This window comes from Actinocrinis sp., from assembly GCF_035605935.1.
Classification (GTDB): Bacteria; Actinomycetota; Actinomycetes; order Streptomycetales; family Catenulisporaceae; genus Actinocrinis.
This window is the reverse complement of sequence record NZ_DATNGK010000103.1, coordinates 1-3,632: the sequence shown is the minus strand read 5'-3', so window position 1 is coordinate 3,632 and position 3,632 is coordinate 1. Positions and strand designations below refer to the sequence as shown.

The window sequence follows — 3,632 nt, the reverse complement described above, 5'->3', positions numbered from 1 at the left end:
GGCGGCGGCAATCGCGAGCGACGGTTTCGCGGACACGAGGGCCTGGTTGGCGAGCAGGCGCAGCCGTTCCCCTCGCGCGGTGTCGAGGTGGTGCCGAGCGGCGGTCAGCCAGAGATCGAAGTCGACCCCGGCAATGCCGTCGGCTCCGTCGAGGAGCGTCTCGGGCGGGCCCAGGCGCTCGGCCTCGCCGTCATGGCCGTCGCGCCGGTCGCTCAGCAGTTCGGTGACGTCGACCCGGCAGCTAGGCCCAACGTCGATCACGACCGGGTCTCCCCCCATGGTGACGTGCCCACGCAGGGCACCGCGCAACTGGCTCAGCGTCCAGCGCAGCGCGCCCAGCGGATCGTCGGCGTCCGGGAACAACAGATTGGCCAGGCTGCGCCGGCTCGAGGGCTGGTCGGCCAGCAGCAGTACCGCCAGCAGCGCCCACGTCTTGCGCCCGCGCGGGCCGGGCATCGGCCTGCCGTCGAACTCGGCCCGAGGCCGTCCGAGCAGCCGGATGTGCAGCACCATTGTTTCCAGATAGTGCAACGCGCCTGGCCCCGGGACAACCGCAATCAGGCGGCCGCACCGGAACCGCGCCGCTCAGCCGACGGGCGCGCCGGCGGCGAGCGCCTTGACGTCGGCGGTGCTCAAGGGGTTCCCGCCGATCCCCCACTCACCGCTGGTGACCTCTTCGACGATGACCCAGGTGACCGGGCGCATGTTCTCGCCCTCGATCTCGACCATCGCCTCGGTGAGGTCGCGGACGATCCGCTGCTTCTGCTCGGCGTCGAACACACCCTCGATGACCTTGACGTTGACCAATGGCATTGCGAGCCTCCTTCGCTCAGTTACCGGCCGGCGGCCGGTGCACTCGGACTGTCGTGCCCCACCGTGTGCAACCACGTGTGCGCATCGCATCATCTATCGCCGGATCACCCCCAAATCCAACGTCGGCGTGGGCAGTTCGCCCCGCTCAGGGGCCCCACACGCTGCCGCACCCGCAGTCCCGAGAGGATGCGCATCACCACTGAAAGCACGAGGAGGACGTGATGGAGCAGCCAGACTGGGCAGCGCCCTTGGGTAATGCGTATGAGAGCGCGCTGGCCTTCCTGACCGGCCTGCCCACCCGGCCCGTGGGCGCCAGGACAAGCGATCTGGACCTGCAGTCGGGCCTGGGCGGGCCATTGCCGGAGACGCCGGAGGATCCGCGGAAGGTGATCGAGATGCTCGCCGCGGCGGCCGAACCCGGCCTGGTCGCGACCCCGAGCGGCCGGTTCTTCGGGTTCGTCGTCGGCGGGTCGAGCCCAGCGGCCCTGGCCGCCGACTGGCTTACCAGCGCCTGGGACCAGAACGCCGGTCTGTACGCCCTCGGACCGGCGGCCGCGACGGTCGAGCAGGTCGCCGGCGGCTGGCTGGCGGAGCTCCTCGGGCTCCCCGCCGACGTGTCGGTCGGCTTCGTGACCGGCGTGCAGATGGCCAACTTCACCGCCCTGGCCGCGGCTCGGCACGAGATGCTCGCCCGGGTCGGCTGGAACGTCGAGGCCGACGGGCTGACGGGGGCGCCCCGCCTTCGCGTGCTGGCCGGTAGGCAACGGCACGACACCATCGACCGGGCGCTGCGCTTCCTCGGCGTGGGGACCAACGCAATAGTCCCCGTCGATGTGGACGACCAGGGGCGGATGCGTCCGGCCGCCCTGCGCGCCGGCCTACGCGAGGAAAGCGGGCCGATGATCGTGTGCGCCCAGGTCGGCAACGTCAATACCGGCGCGATCGATCCCGTTCGCGAGATCTGCGATGTCGCGCACGAGGCCGGCGCGTGGGTACACGTCGACGGCGCCTTCGGCCTGTGGGCGGGGGCGAGCCCAAGGCTGCGGCCGCTGGTGGCCGGGGTGAATCTGGCCGACTCATGGGCGACCGACGCGCACAAATGGCTAAATGTGCCGTACGACTCCGGGCTGGTCTTCTGCGCCAACTCCGAAGCGCACCGCGCCGCCATGGGCGTGCGGGCCAGCTATCTCATCCACGGCGCCGACAGCGAGCGCGACGCGCTGGACTACAACCCGGAGTTCTCCCGCCGCGCCCGCGGATTCCCCGTCTACGCGGCGATCCGCGCGCTGGGGCGCGCCGGGATCGCGGAGCTGGTCGAGCGCTGCTGTGCGCTGGCCCGCCGATTCGCCGACCGGCTTGACGACGACGACGGCGTCGAAGTGCTCAACGATGTCGTCCTCAACCAGGTCCTCGTCCGCTTACACGCCGCCGACGGTGACCACGACGGACACACGCGCAGGATGGTGCAGCAGCTGCAGCGGGAGGGCATCTGCTGGATGAGCGGCACGACCTGGCGCGGCCAGACGGCGATGCGCATCTCGGTGTCGAACTGGTCGACCGACGAGGCCGACGTGGATCGGTCGGTCGAGGCCATCCTCCGCTGTGCCCGGGCGGCGACCGGCTCCCCTCGAGGTCACGAGCTCCCCGCCAGCGCCGCGGGCCATGCCGCGACCCACAGCCTGCCGTAGGCCGCCGAGGATCAGGCCGCCTGCCTGGACGCCCTGGGCGGCTAGGCTTCGCGCGGTTGCCTTGATTGGGTTGGGAAGCCGGTGCGAGTGCAGCACCGTCGCGGCAGTGTGACCAGCGCAAGCTGGAAGTCAGACCCTCTCCTGATCACGGACCGAGACCGGGACCCGAGATCCTGAGGGAGGTTCAGTGTCATCCCCTGACTCCACGGTCGAACTCACAGCGGAGCAGTTCGCCAGGCTCGATGCGAACCGTCGACAGGTTGGCGCCCTCACCAGCAGGCTGTACCAAGCGAAGACTCGTGCGAAGGTCGCCGAGCAGATCGTCGAGGACGCCCGCGCACTGGTGGCCACGATCCCGCACGGCTCACCACACGACGAGCGGTTGTGTCTCAAGTGCCGGATGGACAAGCTGCTCACGCCGACGAAGCTGTGATCTACCTCGTCCGTCACGGAGAGTCGGAGTGGAACGTCGCGCAACGGACGCAGGGTCAGACGCGGCATCCGCGACTGACCGAGCGCGGCCGCGCCCAGGCCCAGGCCGCGGCTCGGGCGCTGCTCACGGACATCGGGAGCACGCCGGTGTCCTGCGTCGTGAGCAGCGACCTGGTTCGCGCCGTGCAGACAGCAGAGATTGTCGCCGGAGCGCTCAGCGCTCGGATGTGCGTCGATACGCGACTCCGTGAGCAGTCGCTGGGGTCGTTCGAGGGCCTGAGCTACGCCGAGTCGTTCGCCGCCGGCTCCGCGTTCGACTGGTCCGACCCGGACCTGCGTGTCGGCGGTGGCGAGTCGCTCCGCGAGATGGCGACGCGGATGACCACGGCGTTGTCCGACTTTGCCGACGAGCTCAACACAACGGGCGCCATCGTCGTGGTGAGCCACGGTGACGCGATCAGGGCCTTGCTGGCGGGGCGCGTGGGAGCGTTTCCTGGTGCGGGCACGTGGGTCGATGTCCCGAACGGCTCAGTCGCCGTCCTCGACGGCACGAACGGCGCTCGCTGGCTGGCCGTGGATCTTCCCGTCAACGGTCGCTGACGCGTGCCGTGGTGGCGCGCGTTCGTAGGCCCGTGAGCAGCAGCTGAGCCGCGAGGCAGGCGCCCACGCCTTCTCCTGCGCGTAGGCGCAGTTGCAGCA

General features: G+C 70.3%; 5 protein-coding genes. 3 read left to right on the top strand and 2 right to left on the bottom strand.

The window, feature by feature from the left end; all coding sequences use genetic code 11:
* On the bottom strand, positions 1-513 hold a 513-nt coding region (locus tag VN779_RS09210; RefSeq protein WP_325722031.1), incomplete at its 3' end, for an AfsR/SARP family transcriptional regulator.
* Between the two features lie 72 nt (positions 514-585).
* The gene (locus tag VN779_RS09205) at positions 586-813 is read right to left on the bottom strand and encodes a 4-oxalocrotonate tautomerase family protein (RefSeq protein ID WP_325722030.1); all 228 of its coding nucleotides are present in this window, start codon (positions 811-813) and stop codon (positions 586-588) included.
* Positions 814-1,034: 221 nt separating this feature from the next.
* Between VN779_RS09205 and VN779_RS09200 the strand changes: the two genes are divergently transcribed.
* The 3 genes from VN779_RS09200 to VN779_RS09190 all read left to right on the top strand — a co-directional run bounded on the left by VN779_RS09200 (position 1,035) and on the right by VN779_RS09190 (position 3,533).
* Complete coding sequence (locus VN779_RS09200) at positions 1,035-2,501, top strand: pyridoxal phosphate-dependent decarboxylase family protein (protein WP_325722029.1); 1,467 nt, start codon at positions 1,035-1,037, stop codon at positions 2,499-2,501.
* A 187-nt stretch (positions 2,502-2,688) separates the two neighbouring features.
* Entirely contained in the window at positions 2,689-2,934 is a 246-nt protein-coding gene (locus VN779_RS09195) for a hypothetical protein (protein ID WP_325722028.1), read from the top strand.
* Entirely contained in the window at positions 2,931-3,533 is a 603-nt protein-coding gene (locus VN779_RS09190) for a histidine phosphatase family protein (RefSeq protein ID WP_325722027.1), read from the top strand. The genes VN779_RS09195 and VN779_RS09190 overlap by 4 nt, the downstream gene beginning before the upstream one ends.
* The last annotated feature ends 99 nt before the right edge of the window (positions 3,534-3,632 follow it).

What these genes read in the sequence shown, in the direction of transcription:
- VN779_RS09200 (WP_325722029.1), top strand. Translation starts at nt 1,035, where the DNA reads ATGGAGCAGCCAGACTGGGCAGCGCCCTTGGGTAATGCGTATGAGAGC.
- VN779_RS09205 (WP_325722030.1), bottom strand. Translation starts at nt 813, where the DNA reads ATGCCATTGGTCAACGTCAAGGTCATCGAGGGTGTGTTCGACGCCGAG.